The sequence below is a fragment of the Streptomyces sp. NPDC004609 genome, from assembly GCF_042873655.1.
Classification (GTDB): Bacteria; Actinomycetota; Actinomycetes; order Streptomycetales; family Streptomycetaceae; genus Streptomyces.
In genome coordinates this window covers 59,102-74,757 of sequence record NZ_JBIALS010000034.1, presented here as the reverse complement: position 1 = coordinate 74,757, position 15,656 = coordinate 59,102, and the positions used below count along the sequence as shown (strand labels likewise).

General features: G+C 71.0%; 11 protein-coding genes and 1 pseudogene. 2 read left to right on the top strand and 10 right to left on the bottom strand.

Annotation, left to right across the window (positions count from 1 at the left end; genetic code table 11):
* Positions 1-99: 99 nt before the first annotated feature.
* The 9 genes and pseudogenes from ACFYT4_RS28255 to ACFYT4_RS28215 form a co-directional block, all read right to left on the bottom strand.
* Positions 100-2,694: an NACHT domain-containing protein gene (locus tag ACFYT4_RS28255; RefSeq protein WP_389274887.1), complete on the bottom strand. Its 2,595-nt coding sequence runs from the start codon at positions 2,692-2,694 to the stop codon at positions 100-102.
* 275 nt (positions 2,695-2,969) lie between these two features.
* Positions 2,970-4,085, bottom strand: coding sequence for an ADP-ribosylglycohydrolase family protein (locus tag ACFYT4_RS28250; RefSeq protein WP_389274884.1), 1,116 nt, complete (start codon positions 4,083-4,085; stop codon positions 2,970-2,972).
* Between the two features lie 412 nt (positions 4,086-4,497).
* On the bottom strand, positions 4,498-4,704 hold the full coding sequence (locus tag ACFYT4_RS28245) for a hypothetical protein (RefSeq protein WP_389274938.1): 207 nt from the start codon (positions 4,702-4,704) through the stop codon (positions 4,498-4,500).
* Between the two features lie 12 nt (positions 4,705-4,716).
* Positions 4,717-4,776: pseudogene (locus ACFYT4_RS28240) on the bottom strand (hypothetical protein); the annotation flags it as partial.
* Entirely contained in the window at positions 4,773-5,282 is a 510-nt protein-coding gene (locus ACFYT4_RS28235) for a hypothetical protein (RefSeq protein WP_389274881.1), read from the bottom strand. The gene ACFYT4_RS28235 and the pseudogene ACFYT4_RS28240, both read right to left, overlap by 4 nt.
* A gap of 107 nt (positions 5,283-5,389) precedes the next feature.
* Positions 5,390-7,201 (bottom strand): alpha/beta hydrolase, encoded by a 1,812-nt coding sequence (locus tag ACFYT4_RS28230; RefSeq protein ID WP_389274878.1) that lies wholly within the window; start codon positions 7,199-7,201, stop codon positions 5,390-5,392.
* Complete coding sequence (locus ACFYT4_RS28225; RefSeq protein ID WP_389274875.1) at positions 7,198-7,644, bottom strand: hypothetical protein; 447 nt, start codon at positions 7,642-7,644, stop codon at positions 7,198-7,200. The genes ACFYT4_RS28230 and ACFYT4_RS28225 overlap by 4 nt, the downstream gene beginning before the upstream one ends.
* Before the next feature lie 252 nt (positions 7,645-7,896).
* Positions 7,897-10,503, bottom strand: coding sequence for a bifunctional FO biosynthesis protein CofGH (locus ACFYT4_RS28220; protein WP_389274872.1), 2,607 nt, complete (start codon positions 10,501-10,503; stop codon positions 7,897-7,899).
* 177 nt (positions 10,504-10,680) lie between these two features.
* Positions 10,681-11,505, bottom strand: a complete 825-nt coding sequence (locus ACFYT4_RS28215; RefSeq protein WP_389274869.1) for a TIGR03619 family F420-dependent LLM class oxidoreductase — start codon at positions 11,503-11,505, stop codon at positions 10,681-10,683.
* 178 nt (positions 11,506-11,683) lie between these two features.
* Here ACFYT4_RS28215 and ACFYT4_RS28210 point away from each other — a divergent pair, with 178 nt between their 5' ends.
* Both ACFYT4_RS28210 and ACFYT4_RS28205 read left to right on the top strand, forming a co-directional pair.
* Entirely contained in the window at positions 11,684-12,166 is a 483-nt protein-coding gene (locus tag ACFYT4_RS28210) for a MarR family winged helix-turn-helix transcriptional regulator (protein ID WP_389274866.1), read from the top strand.
* 359 nt (positions 12,167-12,525) lie between these two features.
* Positions 12,526-13,929 carry an MFS transporter gene (locus ACFYT4_RS28205; RefSeq protein ID WP_389274935.1) on the top strand — a complete coding sequence of 468 codons (1,404 nt, stop codon included), beginning with the start codon at positions 12,526-12,528 and terminating at the stop codon, positions 13,927-13,929.
* A 106-nt stretch (positions 13,930-14,035) separates the two neighbouring features.
* Here ACFYT4_RS28205 and ACFYT4_RS28200 read toward each other — a convergent pair whose 3' ends face one another.
* Positions 14,036-15,604, bottom strand: coding sequence for an APC family permease (locus ACFYT4_RS28200; protein WP_389274863.1), 1,569 nt, complete (start codon positions 15,602-15,604; stop codon positions 14,036-14,038).
* Positions 15,605-15,656: the final 52 nt, after the last annotated feature.

Genomic DNA, 15,656 nt, shown 5'->3' with positions numbered 1-15,656 from the left:
TCCGCGAACGGAGGCCGGCGCTCCCTCCTCCCGGCCGCCCCGTGCTCGCTCAGGCGGGCCGGTGCTCGCTCAGGCGGGCCGGGCATACGGCCGCGCGGTTCAGATCGCGGCCCGGGCCGGGACGGGGGTGACGGTGATGTGGCCGGGTATGCCGTGACGGGTGCCCCGGGAGCGCTCGGGCACCACGAGCGTGCGCAGCCGGGGAAAGCGGTGCAGCCACTCCTCACCACCCACGGTGAAGTAGCCGTCGCGGAGCCAGAGATGGGTGAGCCGGTCCGCGTCCAGGAACTCCACCAGATCGGCGGGCCGGTACATGCCGACGACCTGGACGCGTTCCCGGCCGCCCATGTCCCGCAGCGCGCGCAGATGGCCGTTGTGGTGGGCCGTGAAGTAGAGGTCCGTCTGATCGAGCCGGACGACGATCTCCTCGGCGTACTCCCGGGTGTCGAACTTGTACCAGGACCAGGCGAGCTGGCGGCGGACCAGCAGCGAGGGGTGGTCACGGAAGCGGACCAGCACGGGAAGGGCCGCCTCCGTGCCGACGCGCGTGGCCGTGATGAGGACGCGGACGGCCTCCTCGTCCGTCAGGCCGTCGGGGCGGGGCAGCAGGCCCAGCACCTTGGGACCGGCGAGTTCGGCGAGCAGACGGGCCTGGCGATTGCTGCCCGGGCGGACGATGCGCTCCGCCATGGAGACGACCTGCCGCCGGATCCCGGGGCCGACCTCGGTGGCGTGCTCCAGACAGCTCGCGGCCAGCAGCACGCGCCGCAGAGGGCGGGCCTGGTCCCAGTCCGCGATCAGCTCCGCCTGCGCCCGTGCCCCGGCCTCGCTCGCGTGGGCGCCGACGAGACCGCGCAGGATCCGCTCCCGCTCGGCCGGACGGCCCAGGGCGACCGCCATCCGTACGACGTCCTCCCACTGGTCCTTGTGGGCGTTGTCCAGCAGCAGCGGGAAGTCGCCCTCCTCCACGACCGCCTTGGCGCCCAGATAGTCCTGGAACGTCCGGTGGACGAAGTCGACGCGCCCGGCCGCCGGTTCGCGCAGCAGTCCGGAGCGTACGAGGAGATGGCCGAGGACCGCCTCGGGCGGGCCGGGGACGTGGGCCATGTACTCCAGCGCCCGGCCGAGCTGGGTGAGAGCGTCCGCGCGGTCCATCTCCGGGCGGTCGTTGCGGATCATCCAGTGGGCCAGCTTCTGGAGCAGCAGGATCTGGGTCTCCGACGACAGCCGCAGCCCGTCCCCGGCGGCCACCCCGCGCTCCACGTCACGGCGCTCCAGCAGCATCCGCAGCGCGGCGTCGTAGAGGTCCTTGCGGCCGTGCGGCAGAAACCCCCGGCGTTCGCGGTGGAGGGCGCACAGCAGGCCGCACATCAGCGGGTTGACCGCGAGCATCCCCAGGTCGCCGTTGGAGCGGATGGCCTCCAGCAGGGCCTCGCCCGGCTCGGGCCCGGTATGGGCGGCCTCGTGCCAGCGGCGGACGAAACGGGTCACATGGTCCCGGGACATGACGGACAACGACAGTTCGCTGAAGCCCTCGTCCGTGAGCCAGTCCTCACCGACGGCGGACGGACGGGCGGTCACCAGCCACAGATTGCCCGGGAAGTCGCCCATCAGCTCCCGCAGCCAGCGGCGGACCTCTTCGCGCTCGGCCGGCGGGATCTCGTCGATGCCGTCGACCAGCAGCAGGGCGCGCCCCGCCGTCAGCACCCGGTCCGCCCAGCCGTCGGGCTGCGCGCCCGCGACAGCGCTGCGGACCGCGTGCAGAAAGGCGTCGGGCGTCGGCGGAGCTCCGTCCCTCATGACCCGGCGCAGCGGCAGGACGAACGGCACCCGGCCCACCAGGGGCGACAGATCACCGCCCAGCTCCGCGTAGTCCTGGCGCGCGGCCGTCACCGCCAGCCACTGCACCAGCGTCGTCTTGCCCGATCCCGCGTTCCCGCGCAGCAGCACCCTGTCCCGGGCGGAGAAAGCGGCCTCGGCGGGCACGGGTACGGCGGTGTCGCAGACCGCCTCCAGCGACACGTACGCGGCGTCGAGCCGCCACTCCCGGGCGTGGTTGAGATCCAGGCCGTAGATCGTCAGCTCGCTGTGCTTGCGCGCGATGTGCTCCGCGTACCGTGCCTCGAAACGGGCGTCGTCGCCGCGCCTCGACGGGACCCGCTCCAGCAGCAGATCGGTCGTCGCGATCAGCCGGTCGATCGCGCGTGCCTGTTCGACGAGGGTTCGGGCGATGAAAGTGGAGCGCTGGGTGAAGAAGTTCAGGATGTGCAGGCAGGCCGCGCTCAGCAGGGGCTCGACCTGCGCGGCCGCCTCCGCCGACAGGCCCGCCGGGCGCGCGAGACGGGCGGCCAGGCCGTCGGCCCCGAGCCGGACGGCCTGGACGTCGTCCATGTGGAGGTCGCCCAGGCTGTGGAGGGCGGTGGTGAGCGCGTCGGTGACCTCACGGCGTATGTCGTCGCCGGGTGCCTCGTGCGGCCCGTACGCCCGGACGGCCCGGTCCACCAGCTCCCCGGCCAGCCTGCGCAGCTCCGCCTCGCCCAGCGTGCGCTTCTCGCCCCTGAACGACACCAGTCCGGCGATCCGCACCGGCCCCTCCACGAGGCCCGCGCCGGGCGCGGGCTGGACGAACAGCTTGCGCACCAGGGGCGCGAGGGCACTGGACGCGAGACGTACGGCGACGGTTGAGGCATCCATGGCGTGATCGTAGACGAACGGCGCTGGTGGGCAGGGGTGTTGGGGACGACGGCCGGGCGGTGACGGACGGTGTGGGAGGGCGGGCGTCGGGCCTGCGGTGGCGGGGCGGTATGCCGTGCCGTGCGATGCGGTGGCGGTGTGCCGTGCCATGCGATGCGGTGGCAGGGCGGTGAGCGATGCGGCCCGGGCAAGGCGGTGAGCCGTGCGGTGGCGGCCGTGTGCGATGCGGCCGCGGGCAAGGCGGGAACGGGGCGCGTGGAGGTCCGCTTCCGGCGTCAGGTACGGGGGTAGCGCGTGAGCCAGCCCGGGGACGCCATCGTCGGGCCGTGCAGCGCCGGGCCCTGGGTCATCTCCATCGCGAAGTCGTCCGCCAGCTCCAGAATCGTCGGGCGGCCCTCCAGCTCCGACAGCCACGCGGGCGGCAGCGCGGTCTCCCCGTGCAGCGCCCCGAGCAGCGCGCCGGTCAGGATGCCGGTGGTCTCCGACGGGCCGTCGTGGTTCACCGACAGGCGCAGACCGTGCCGGATGTCCTCCGCGACGAGCGCGCAGTACACGGCGATCGCGAGCGCGTCCTCGGCGTGGTGGCCCTCACCGAGCGACATGACCCGGGCGGCGCTCGGCACGCCCTGGCGTACGGCGCCGAGCGCGTGCCCCAGCCCGTCCGTCACCGGCTGGTGGCCCGGGCGGGACGACACCAGGGCCAGGGCCCGCTGCACGGCGGCCTCCAGGGACTCCCCGCGGGCCAGCCCGTGCACGATCACCGCGAACGCGCCCGCCGACAGATACGCGGTGGGGTGGCCGTGGGTCTGCGCCGCGCACTCCACGGCGAGTTGGCACACGAGTTGCGGCTCCCAGCCGACGAGCAGCCCGAACGGCGTCGACCGCGCCAGCGCGCCGGGGTCGCGGGCGGTGGGGTTCTTGGGCGCCTCCACCGTGCCCATGTTCTCGTCGGCGAGACCGAAGAGGCTCGCCTTCGGGGCGTCCCGGCGGGTGTACAGCCACTCCTCACGGGCGAGCCAGCCGTTGTCCTTGCGGCGCTCGTCGGGACCCCAGTCGCGCTGGGTGGCCGCCCACCGCAGATACGCACGGTGCACGTCCGTGGGCGGGTGCCAGGCGCCGGTGTCCCGGCGGACCTGGGCGCGGATGAGACCGTCCACGGTGAACAGGGTGAGCTGGGTCGCGGCGGTGACCGCGCCCCGGCGGCCGTGGGCGGGAACGAGGTCGGCGACCCCCTCGGCCCCGTGGGCGGCGTGGATCTCCTCCAGGGTGGACCCCGCGACGCCCGCGCCGAGGGCGTCCCCGATCGCGGCGCCGAGGAGGGCGCCGCGGACCCTGGCCCTGAAGTCCTGCTGTTCGGCACGTCCCCAGACGCCTGTGGCTGCTGCGCTCACCGCGCGTCCCTCCCTGGACGTGGTTCCTGTGCGAATGTGTGCCCGGCGCAGCACTGTAATCGAACGAGGTTCACCCCGGGCGGGCCGCACCGTCGCCCGTCTCCCCCACCGCGCCCGGTGCGCGGCCCCTGCCCGGCGCGGCACCCTGCGGGGCTCTGCCCCGGACCCCGCTCCTCAAACGCCGGAGGGGCTGGTTTTGCCTCCCCGCCCATCCACTGGCATCCATCTCCAGCAGTGACGAGGCCCACCTTTCTCCGGTCATTGAGGGAAATCCCGGCCATCCCCGCCCCACCGGCGCTTGAAGCGCAGCGCCCCCCGGCCCGGCGGGCGACCTGGGCAATCCCAGCCCCGCCGGCGATTGAGGCGCGGGGTCCGGGGCGGAGCCCCGGTGGGGGCGGGGGCCGCGGGGCCCTCAGAACGCGGACAGCGTCGTCAGGAGCTCACGCGGCTCCGGCAGCACCGGCAGACGCTCCTCCTCCAGAACCTCCGTCGCCCCGGCCCGGTCCCCCAGCTCCACCAGCCCCCGTACCTCCGCCAGCGCCCCCGCCGTATCGCCGAGTTCCCGACGCACCCGCGCGCGGGCCCGGAGCGCGGGCAGATGTCCCGGAACGGCCTCCACCGCCCGGTCGAGATCGGCGAGCGCGGCCTCGTACCGTCCTGCCGTCTCGTGGGCCCGGGCGCGATCGGTCAGCGGGGCGGGGGTGTCTTCGAGGGGGATGGAGGCGGGGACGACGGGGGCGGGCTCGCGGCTGACCAGAAGTCGGATCGCACGTTGGGATAAGGAATCTTTCCCCCCGAGTAGTCGGGGCCTCCGTTGGACCTGACGGTCGGCTCGGCGACCTCGGACTTCTGCGCGCACGGGGTGGAGACATCGAAGAATGCCTGACCCTTGTCACCGATGACCAGAGTGATCGCGAATCCTTCGCGCGAGACGGCGAAGATCGCGGGGTGCTCCCGGTCCTCATTCCTTCCGGTGATTTTATAGCCGCTCTCTTTCCAGAACCGCTCGGTCACGCCGAGAAAGCTACCGCGCCGCTCCTCGGAGATGATCGTCATCACTGCCCGGTACCTAGACACATCACAGGTCCCCGTCGTGGTGGCGCGATGCGTCCACTGGATCTCCGGCACGACCGCGCCCATCGTGGCATCCAGCATCTCATCCGCCTTCTCCGCTGCTTGCTGCATATCAATATTCATGACCCTCCCCCTCGGCTCGTTCTCACCTTTCAGAACTCCACATCCGGCGGCAAACACGGCCGCCAGTGATACAAAGAAGGCAGTTCGCGCTGCCGGACGGACCCGCTTCACCGATACTCCTCGCGCTTGATGCCGTACTCCCCCGAGACGATCCGGGCGATATTGTCGGCGGATTCTCTGTCCTTCTCAGGCGTGAAGTACTGGGAGTGGGCCGCGATGATTTCACCATCAAGTACGGGATTCGGCCCATCGCCAACCTTGAAGCGCTGCGCCCCGAAAGCCTCACTGGCCGGGTCTTTCCCAAAGTAGTTGTCATCACCGCTCAGGTTGATGTCACCGCTGTTGACAAACACTCCCGTAACACTCAGAGCAGGGGAGAACGCGACCTCGGCCTTCGTCGGCACCTTGGTGACAAGATCGTTGTCGGCCGAGCCCACAAAAACACGCTCCTTGCCGACACCGAGATCCTCCGCCCTATCGACGCCGACTCCCGGACTCCCGACCAGAATGATGTCGTCGACGCCCGGAATCCCGCCCTCCTGCCTGGCCGCGGTTCCGACCGTGAGTGAGCCATAGGAATGCCCGATGGCCGTCAGGTGAGGGTCCCGGTTCTCATTCGTGGCCTCCAGCCCGGCCATGAAGCTGTTGTAGGCGGGCGCTCCCCTGCTGGCGTCACCGGTGCTTGCGACGTCCGCGGACTGGGGGGCGTCATAACCCAGCCAGACGATCGACGCGCTGGAGCCGTCGTATCCCTGCGCGCCCAGAGCCGTATCCTGTGCCCGCCTCATGGTTCCCCCGGCGAACTCTCCATCGAGCTGCGTGTTCAGCCCGGGAACATACGCCGACACATTCCGTGAAGTATCCGGATTGCCGTAGGCGATGATGGCCCGGCCGTTCCCCTCGGTCCCGATTCCGAGGAGGTACATCGGCGGTTGGCTGGGCTTCCGCAACTTCTCCTCGATCGCCCGTAACCCCTCCAGTTGGGTCCGGTCGGCGTCGCTGGCCCCCGGCACCGACAGCTCGGCGATGAGGACCGGCAGGAAATTCCGGTTGGCCTCGTCGCGGGCGAGCGCCGGGATGCCGTCGAGGTAGCCGATCAGGTCCGGGGCGATCTTCAGGTACTCCTGGCGCTGCTCGTCGCCGAGGCTGTCCCACCATTCCCTGCGCGCGGCGGGGGACTTGTCCTCGGGAACGCCGGCGGCGAGGTACCGGTAGGTGTCGGCGCGGACGTCCACCGTGTCCTGGCGGACGTCCTTCCAGGTCGCCTCGGTCACGTCGAGGCCCTTGGCGGCCTTGAGCCGGTTCAGCGTCCGCGTATACCGGGCGTCGATCTCGGTGGCGGACCGTACGGCGCGGGCGATGCGGTCCGAGATGTCCTTGGCTCTTTCGGCAGAAGGGTTGGGCACCTTGACGGCACCGGCTCCCGGAAGGACCCCGGAGCCGGCGGTCCCCAACTCCCCGAAGCCCGGAGGCTCCAGTGGAGAGCGGGCACTACCCCGCGCCGTACCTCCGGGGGACTGTTTCTCACCGCCCGGTGCACAGTAGGTGGCGGGCGGATACGAGACCGAGCCGTCGGGCTGGACGGTGAAATTCAGGGCGGCTGCCTCCTCCAGGGCCAGTCGGAGCTGGCGCTGCGGCTCGGCGAGGTCGGACGCAAGGCCGTTGAGCGCCGTACGGACCAGGCCGCACTCGGTCTGGAGATACTGGTAGTTGCGGCTCAGGCGCCGCAGCCGTCCGAGTGCCGCCTCCGCGGACCGGCTCTCCTGGGTGGAGCGGAGTTTCGCCGACATCGCCCGGTTGGTGCGTTCGCGATCGGCGCCCGACCGGGCGGAGACCTCGTTCCAGGCGTCCCCGGCGTCCTCGAACCCGGACCTCTTCAGGTCCCTGAGCTGTTGCCAGGTCAGTGTGCCGGCGGTCATCCTGCCTCGCCCGCCTTCCGGGCGGACGGGATGGAGTCGCCCACGCCTGCGTCGGTCTGCCGCAGCTCCCGGGCAACTCTCAGTAACGCGCCATCCAGATAGGCGCATTCGTCGCGCACGGCCACGAGGCGGTCTTCCCAGGACGTCAGCACGGCCATGAGCGCGGCCACGGACGTCAGTCCCGCCGCCCCCTGCGCGACGCCCTCGTGGCCGGAGCGGAGTGCGCGGCGGCTCTTCTCGGTGTTCGTGCGTAACTCCCCGGCGGTGTCCGAGGCGCTCGCCCACGGTCCGCCGCTGTGCTTCAGCGTGCCCGCCCCGCCCGCGCCGGGGGACGTCGTCGAGGCGAGAGCCATGCCGGTATCGCCCGTGACTGCCGTCGCCGGATTGCGGGTCTGGCCCAGACCGAACATTTCCTGCCAGCGCGCCGAGTCGAAATCAGACACCCTTTCTCACCTTTCCCTTTCCTCATACGCGCCCTCCCCTTGGCGACGCATCGAGAGGCTAACGCAGCGCATTCGAGCGGTGCGGGAAAGAAGAGCGAACAGATTCCGGGAAAGGGCTTTTCCCATAGCACCGACAGGATGACCGCACAAGAGTACGCCCCGCTATCCGCGGCTCCCTCGGCGCCGTTGAGGCGCTCACTTCGTCAGCCGCCTCCAGGATGCGGCGGTTCAGGGCAGGGATCGCACCGTGGGTCAGTCCGTCACCAGCGGCAGCAGTTCCGGCAGCTGCCCGTCCGACTCCTCGGCCGTCCTCAGGCGCTCCTCCGGGACATCGCCGTACAACGTCGTACGCGCTTTCGAGGGGCGGCCCGCCAGGTCGGCGATCGACACGAGATCCTTGATGGAGCGGTACGAGCCGTAACGGGAGCCCGCCATCCGGGAGATGGTCTCCTCCATCAGGGTCCCGCCGAGGTCGTTGGCCCCGGAGCGCAGCATCTCCGCCGCGCCCTCCGTGCCCAGTTTCACCCAGCTGGTCTGGATGTTGGTGATGTGCGGGTGGAGGAGGAGCCGGGCCATCGCGGTGACCGCGCGGTTGTCCCGGTCGGTGGGGCCGGGCCGGGCGATCCCCGCGAGATAGACCGGCGCGTTGGTGTGGATGAACGGCAGGGTGACGAACTCGGTGAAGCCGCCGGTCTCCTGCTGGATGCGCGCCAGGGTACGGAGGTGGCCGAGCCAGTGGCGGGGCTGGTCGACATGGCCGTACATCATCGTCGACGAGGAGCGGATGCCCAGTTCGTGGGCGGTGGTGACGACCTCGATCCAGGTGGCGGCGGGCAGTTTGCCCTTGGTGAGGATCCAGCGGACCTCGTCGTCGAGGATCTCGGCGGCGGTGCCGGGGATGGAGTCGAGTCCGGCCTCCTTCGCGGCCGTCAGCCATTCGCGGATCGACATCCCGGTCCGGGAGGCGCCGTTGACGACCTCCATCGGGGAGAAGGCGTGCACGTGCATGCCGGGGACGCGTTCCTTGACGGCGCGCGCGATGTCGAAGTAGGCCGTGCCGGGCAGGTCGGGGTGGATACCGCCCTGCATGCACACCTCGACGGCGCCGACGTCCCACGCCTGGGCGGCCCGGTCGGCGACCTGGTCGAGGGAGAGGGTGTAGGCGTCGGCGTCCGTACGCCGCTGGGCGAAGGCGCAGAAACGGCAGCCGGTGTAGCAGACGTTGGTGAAGTTGATGTTGCGGGTGACGATGTAGGTGACGTCGTCGCCGACGACGGAACGGCGCAGTTCGTCGGCGATCCGGGTGAGCGCGTCGAGGGCGGGACCGTCGGCGTGCAGCAGGGCGAGGGCCTCGTCGTCGGTGAGCCGGGTCGGGTCGTCGGCGGCCTGCTTCAGCGCCTGCCGTACGTCCGTGTCGATCCGCTGGGCCACCATGCCCGGCTTGGCGGCCTCCCGCAGTTCGTCCCAGTCCCCGTACACCTCGTCGAAGTCGTCGCGGCGGTCGGCGGTACGGCCCTCGGTGTCGATGGTGCGGTGCAGATCGGTGCGGCCGGTGGAGGTGAAGCTCTCGTCGGGCTCCTGCCAGGGCAGGCCGGCGGGCCGGGCGTCCGGCCGGGCGAGCCCGGTGGCGGGGTCGGCGAGCGCGCGCACGTGGGGCAGCAGCCTGGGGTCCATCCAGGGCTCGCCGCGGGTGACGAACTCCGGGTAGACGCACAGCCGTTCCTCCAGGCGGAAGCCGGCGGCCGCGGAGTGCTCGGCGAGGGTGTCGATCCGGGGCCAGGGCCGCTCGGGGTTCACATGGTCGGGCGTGAGCGGGGAGACACCGCCCCAGTCGTCGATGCCGGCGCCGATCAGGCGCGCGTACTCGGCGTCCACCAGGTTGGGCGGGGCCTGGAGGCAGGCGGAGGGGCCCATGATGTGGCGGGCGACGGCGACGGTGGCGACCAGTTCGTCCAGTTCGGCGTCCGGCATGCCGCGCATGGCGGTGTCGGGCTTGGCGCGGAAGTTCTGGAGGATCAGCTCCTGGATGCCGTGGTAGGCGCGGGAGACACGGCGCAGCGCGAACAGGGAGTCCGCCCGCTCCTCGTACGTCTCGCCGATCCCGATGAGCAGTCCGCTGGTGAACGGTACGGAGCTGCGGCCCGCGTCCTCCAGCACCCGCAGCCGTACGGCGGGCTCCTTGTCGGGGGAGCCGTAGTGGGGGCCGCCGGGTTCGCTCCACAGCCGGGTCGCGGTGGTCTCCAGCATCATGCCCATGGAGGGCGCGACGGGCTTGAGCCGCTGGAAGTCGGTCCAGCTCAGGACGCCGGGGTTGAGATGGGGCAGCAGCCCGGTCTCCTCCAGGATGCGGATCGACATGGCCCGTACATACGCGATGGTGTCGTCGTATCCCTCCGCCTCCAGCCACTGACGGGCCTCGGGCCAGCGGTCCTCGGGCTTGTCGCCGAGGGTGATGAGGGCTTCCTTGCAGCCCGTCTCGGCCCCGCGCCGGGCGATGGCGAGCACCTCGTCGGGGGACATAAACATCCCGTGCCCCGCCCTGCGCAGCTTGCCGGGCACGGTCGCGAAGGTGCAGTAGTGGCACTTGTCCCGGCACAGGCGGGTCAGCGGGATGAACACGCTCTTCGAGTAGGTGATCACCCCGGCCCGCCCGGCGGCCTCCAGACCGGCGTCACGCACCCGCGCGGCCGACGCGCACAGATCGTCCAGATCGTCGCCGCGGGCCTGGAGGAGCACCGCGGCCTCGGTGACATCGAGGGCGACTCCGTCCCGGGCTCGTTTGAGGGCACGGCGCATGGCGTTCTCGGTGGGCCGCCCGGGAGGGGAACCGGACTGGCGGCCGAGCCGGTGATCTGTCATGGATCGAGCATACGAGCGCGGCGAACGGGGATCCGGTCCGGATTCATGAGAAGGACGTGAAATGGACAACAGGGACGGTGTCGGGTTTGTGCGGCGGGCGGCACACCGGGGCAGGCAAGGGGCAGTCGGGGGCAGGACAGTCGGCGGGCAACGAGGCGCGGACGTGGCCGACGGCCCCTACAGGAACGGCGCGTACGAGTCCAGCGTGGCCAGCACCTCCGCCTCCCCGGCCGACGGAAGCAGCATCACCACTTCCTCGATGCCCAACTCCTCGTAGTACGCGAGCTTCTCCGGCGTCGACACGAGGGCCACCGGGACCACCTGGAGGTCCTCGGGGTCGCGCCCCGCCGTCTCCCACGCCGTACGCAGCAGGGGCAGCGACTCCCGCAGCCCGCCCCCGCCGACCGGCATCCAGCCGTCCGCGTACTCCGCGATGTGCGCGAAGAGCTTCGGGCCCGCCGCACCTCCGACGAGGGTCCGGGGACCGCCGACCGGCTTGGGGTGCGCCAGGGACGCCCGTACGGAACCGTGTTCGCCCTTGTAGGCGGTCGGCTCGGGCGCCCACAGCGCGCGCATCAGCGCCAGCCGGTCGCGGACCGTCTCCCGCCGGTGGGACCACTCGACGCCGTGGTCGGCGGCCTCCTCGCGGTTCCAGCCGTAACCGACGCCGAGGGTGAGACGGCCGCCGGAGAGATGGTCGAGGGTGGCGATCTGCTTGGCGAGGACGATCGGGTCGTGCTGGGCGACCAGGAGAACGCAGGTGCCGAGGCCGAGCGTGGAGGTGACCGCCGCGGCCTGCGCGAGCCCCACCAGGGGGTCGATCATCCGGCCGTACTCACGGGGCAGTTCACCGCCCATGGGGAACGGAGTGGTGCGTTCGACGGGGATATGGGTGTGCTCGGGCAGATACATCCCCGCGAACCCGCGTTCCTCCAGCTCCCGGGCCAGTCTCACCGGTGTGATCGTCTCGTCGGTCAGGGCAGTGGTCACCGTGATGCGCATCCCAGCTCCTCGGTGTTGGCGGTCGACGACATGCGACAGCGGGAGGGTCGGTCGGCGAGCCGGCCTCCTCCCCGCACCACCACAACGGCGCCGGCCACTCGCCCGTTCCTCCCGGCCAGACAGAAACAGTCCGATTGCGGATAATCCGCAACCGACCGGGATTGGCTAGCCTGGACGTATGACCTCCATGACGAAGCAGAAGCGCAGACAGCCGGACATCACCTATCTCCTCGACCACAGCAGTCACGTTCTGCGCACCCAGATGGCCACCGCGCTCGCGGAGCTCGGGCTGACCGCGCGGATGCACTGCGTCCTGGTGCATGCGGTGGACGAGGAGCGCACCCAGGCACAGCTCGCCGAGATCGGGGACATCGACAAGACCACGATGGTGGTCACCGTCGACGCCCTGGAGAAGGCCGGGCTCGCGGAGCGGCGGCAGTCCACCAAGGACCGCCGGGCGCGGATCATCGCGGTGACCGAGAAGGGCGAGGAGCTGCTGGAGCAGAGCGAGAAGATCGTCGACGACGTACACCGGCGAGTACTGGGGACCCTCTCGGAGGCGGACGGCGCGGCCCTGGTGAACGTACTGAAACAGCTGGTCAAGGGGCCTTTGTCGACCCCCGACGAGAACACTTCCGCACGCCGGCCGCGGCAGCGCTGACCCCGGAGGCCCGGCCGGCCGCGGAGGCGCCACAACAGAAAAACCAACCGAGATAGATAGTCTGCAACGGAACTATCTGCTACGGTCTTTCTCGTCGCCACCGATGACGGGAGAGAGAAATGTCGCTGATCTCGGCCGAGCCCACGCCGGCACCCACCCCCGACGGCAGCACCGCCACCAGCACCCCCGACGCCACGCGGACCGCCGCCAAGACCGCCGCCAAGACCGCCGCCAGGACCACCGCGAAGGGCTCGCAAGACCGGTCCAAGACCGCACCCCCCGAGTCCTCAGCCGCCGCACCCGCACCCGCGGCCCGGTCCCGCTGGGCCGCCCTCGCGGTCGTCGCCGTCGGCACCCTGATGCTGATCCTCGACGGCAGCATCGTGACCGTCGCGATGCCCGCCATGCAGAGCGACCTCGGCTTCACCCCGGCCGGGCTCAGCTGGGTGGTCAACGCCTATCTGATCCCCTTCGGCGCGCTGCTCCTCCTCGCCGGACGGCTCGGCGACCTCATCGGCCGCAAGAAGATGTTCCTGTCGGGCATCGGGGTCTTCACCGCGGCCTCCCTCCTCGCCGGGGTCGCGGGCTCCCCGGCCGTCCTGATCGCCTCCCGCTTCCTCCAGGGCGTCGGCAGCGCCATGGCCTCCGCCGTCGGCCTGGGCATTCTGATCACCCTCTTCACCGAACCGCGCGAGCGCGCCAAGGCGATCGCCGTCTTCGCCTTCACCGGCGCCGCGGGCGCCTCCATCGGTCAGGTCCTCGGCGGAGTGCTCACCGACGCCCTCGACTGGCGCTGGATCTTCGCCATCAACCTGCCGCTCGGTATCGCCGTCCTCGCCCTCGCCCTGCCGCTGCTGCCCAACGACCGCGGGCTCGGCCTGAAGGCCGGCGCCGACATCATCGGCGCGTCCCTGGTCACCGTGGGTCTGACGCTCGGCATCTACACCATCGTCAAGGCGGAGCACTACGGCTGGGTCGACGCCCACACGCTCGGTCTCGGCGCCGTCGCCGCCGCCCTGCTCGCCGCGTTCGCCGTCCGCCAGTCCAGGGCCCGCACCCCGCTGATCACCCCGCGGCTGCTCCGTTCCCGCAGCCTGGTCGGCGCCAACCTGGTCCAGATGCTGATGGTCGCCGCCCTCTTCGCCTTCCAGATCCTGGTCGCCCTCTACCTCCAGAACGTCCTCGGCTACGGCGCGCTGGAGACGGGTCTCGCGATGCTCCCCGCCGCTGTGATCATCGGGGTCACCGCCCTCGGTGTCTCCGCCCGGTTGATCGGCCGCTTCGGTGAGCGTGCGGTCCTGCTGACCGGTCTGGTCCTCCTGGTCGGGGTGCTCGGTCTGCTGACCCGGGTCCCCGCGACCGGTGCCAACTATGTGACGGACCTGCTGCCGGTGATGATCCTCGCGGCCGGTTTCGGTCTGGCGCTCCCGGCGCTGACGTCCCTGGGGATGAGCGGGGTCGCCGCCGAGGACGCGGGCGTGGCGTCCGGGCTCTTCAACACCACCCAGCAGCTCGGCGGCGCGATCGGCGTCGCGGTCCTCACCACTCTGGCGGCCTCCCGCACCGAGTCCGGCCTGGACCGGGGCGACTCCACCGCCCAGGCGCTGACCAGCGGCTACCAGCTCGCCTTCACCGTCGGCACCGGCATCCTCGTCGCCGCCTTCGCGGCCGCCCTATTCCTGCTCCGGGGGCGGAGCACCACCGGCGAGGACGCGGACACGGACACCGACCGGCCCGCGGTCCCCGCCCCCACCTTCCACTGACACCGCGGCGGCAGCACGGAAAGGGCCGGACCGGCCGGGGACATCCCCGGCCGGTCCGGCGTACGTCCGCGGTTTCCGTGCCCGGCGTACGCGGAAGCGGGGGGCGTCAGTCCGCGATGATCAGCGACGGCGTGTCCCGCCTGAGGACCTCGCCCCGGAAGAACGCCGGGCTCCTGCGCTGCATCACCAGCATGATGACCAGTCCCAGCACCAGCAGCCCCACGCCGATCACGAAGACCGAGCCGACACCGAAGACCGCCGAGCCGCTGCCGTACGCCGGGTCCCACATGTCGTAGAGGGTCTTCCCGAACACGGCGGCCAGCAGCAGCCCGCCGAGGACCGGGAACAGGCCCTTGAAGACGAAGTCACGGGGAGTGCGCAGCAGCTCGCGGCGGAAGTACCAGGCGCAGGCGAAGGCGGTCAGCGAGTAGTAGAAGCAGATCATGAGGCCGAGGGCGTAGATCGTGTCGATCAGGACGTGCTCGCTGACCAGGGTCATGACCGTGTAGAAGACGCCGGTGGCGATGCCCGCGACCACGGTCGCCTTGCCGGGGGTCTTGAAGCGCTTGTTCACCCGTGCGTACGAGGGCGGCAGCGCCTCGTACGTCGACATCGCGAGGACCGTGCGGGCGACGGGGATGAACGTCGTCTGCAGGCTGGCCGTCGCGGACGCCAGGACCGCGACGAAGAGCAGGATGCCGAGGCCGGGGCCCATGACCGGGCCCGCGAGGACGGCGAAGACGTTGTCGGAGGTCTCCGGGTTGGCGAGGCCGAGGCCCGAGTCGCCGGAGCCGACGGCCATCTGGGCGGCGATACCGGTGGCGAGGTAGGAGGCGACGAGGACGACCATCGCGATCAGAGCCGCCCGGCCGGGGGTCTTGTCGCTGCCCGTCGTCTCCTCGTTCGCGGCGAGGCTGGCGTCCCAGCCCCAGTACATGAAGATCGACAGCGACAGGCCCGCCGTGAACGCGGCGAAGGACTGGACGGCGAACGGGTTCAACCACTCGAAGGAGAAGGAGAGCGAGGTGTCGAAGGAGCCCGCCTTGCCGATCGCCATCGCGACGAAGAGGCCGAGGACGAGGAGCTGGAGGCCGACGAGGGTGTACTGCACGCCCTTCGTCGCCGTCATGCCCCGGTAGCTGATCGCCGTGGCGACCGCGATCAGGAGGAGGACCGTGACGATGTGGACGGCCTTGTTGTCGTCGAGCGCGGCGATGGACTCACTGCCGGTGATCTCGCCCGCGAGCAGCCAGAAGAAGGAGGTGGCGACGCCCGCGAGATTGGAGAGCACGATGATCGTGGCGATCACCAGACCCCAGCCGCACATCCAGCCCAGTCGGGGGCCGAACGCCTTCACGGTCCAGGTGAAGGAGGTGCCGCAGTCGGGCATGACGCGGTTCAGCTCACGGTAGGCGAAGGCCACCAGCAGCATCGGCACGAAGCCCGCGAGGAAGACCGCGGGCATCTGGAGGCCGACCTCGCCGGCGGTGGAGCCGAGGGTGGAGGTGAGGCAGTAGACAGGGGCGACGGTGGAGATGCCGATGACGGCGCTTCCGGTGAGCCCGACGGAGTTCCCGCCGAGCCCCTTGGTGCGTACGCCCCCGCGCCCGCTCTCGCCCCCGGCGGGGCCCCTTACCGTGTCTCCGGCCTGGGGCCGCGCGTCGAGCTGAGTCATGAACAGGACGTTAACCGGTACGGTTTCCATATACGGATCAGTAACGTCCGGA

Excerpts from the sequence above, each read along its gene's own strand:
- ACFYT4_RS28255 (WP_389274887.1), bottom strand. The coding sequence starts at position 2,694 with ATGGATGCCTCAACCGTCGCCGTACGTCTCGCGTCCAGTGCCCTCGCG.
- ACFYT4_RS28235 (WP_389274881.1), bottom strand. The coding sequence starts at position 5,282 with ATGAATATTGATATGCAGCAAGCAGCGGAGAAGGCGGATGAGATGCTG.
- ACFYT4_RS28230 (WP_389274878.1), bottom strand. The coding sequence starts at position 7,201 with ATGACCGCCGGCACACTGACCTGGCAACAGCTCAGGGACCTGAAGAGG.
- ACFYT4_RS28220 (WP_389274872.1), bottom strand. The coding sequence starts at position 10,503 with ATGACAGATCACCGGCTCGGCCGCCAGTCCGGTTCCCCTCCCGGGCGG.
- ACFYT4_RS28215 (WP_389274869.1), bottom strand. The coding sequence starts at position 11,505 with ATGCGCATCACGGTGACCACTGCCCTGACCGACGAGACGATCACACCG.
- ACFYT4_RS28210 (WP_389274866.1), top strand. The coding sequence starts at position 11,684 with ATGACCTCCATGACGAAGCAGAAGCGCAGACAGCCGGACATCACCTAT.
- ACFYT4_RS28205 (WP_389274935.1), top strand. The coding sequence starts at position 12,526 with ATGCTGATCCTCGACGGCAGCATCGTGACCGTCGCGATGCCCGCCATG.
- ACFYT4_RS28200 (WP_389274863.1), bottom strand. The coding sequence starts at position 15,604 with ATGACTCAGCTCGACGCGCGGCCCCAGGCCGGAGACACGGTAAGGGGC.